The 282-nt window shown below is 45.4% G+C and carries 1 protein-coding gene; it reads right to left on the bottom strand.

The features are described from left to right. Nucleotides 1-282 (bottom strand): hypothetical protein (locus AB9K32_RS00060; RefSeq protein WP_369883993.1); only part of this gene is annotated, 282 nt, incomplete at both ends.

Raw genomic sequence — 282 nt, 5'->3', positions numbered from 1 at the left:
TTACCAATGTTCGTATCGGCATCGGCCGCTATATGATTCGCAATATCCGTGGCATTGTTACCTATCGCCGTAGTGTTGTTGGCAATGTCCGAAGTGTTCGTCGCTATCGCACTCGCATTGTTCGAAATGTTCGTAGTGTTATTGGATATGTTCGTAGCGTTGTTCGAAATATCCGTGGCATTGTTACCTATAGCCGTAGTGTTGTTGGCAATGTCCGAAGTGTTCGTTGCTATCGCACTCGCATTGTTCGAAATGTTCGTAGTGTTGGTTGAGATGTTCGAA

Source organism: Allomuricauda sp. XS_ASV26 (assembly GCF_041224615.1).
GTDB lineage: Bacteria > Bacteroidota > Bacteroidia > Flavobacteriales > Flavobacteriaceae > Flagellimonas > Flagellimonas alginolytica.
The sequence above is the reverse complement of the archived record's forward strand: the minus strand, read 5'-3'. Positions and strand labels throughout refer to the sequence as shown.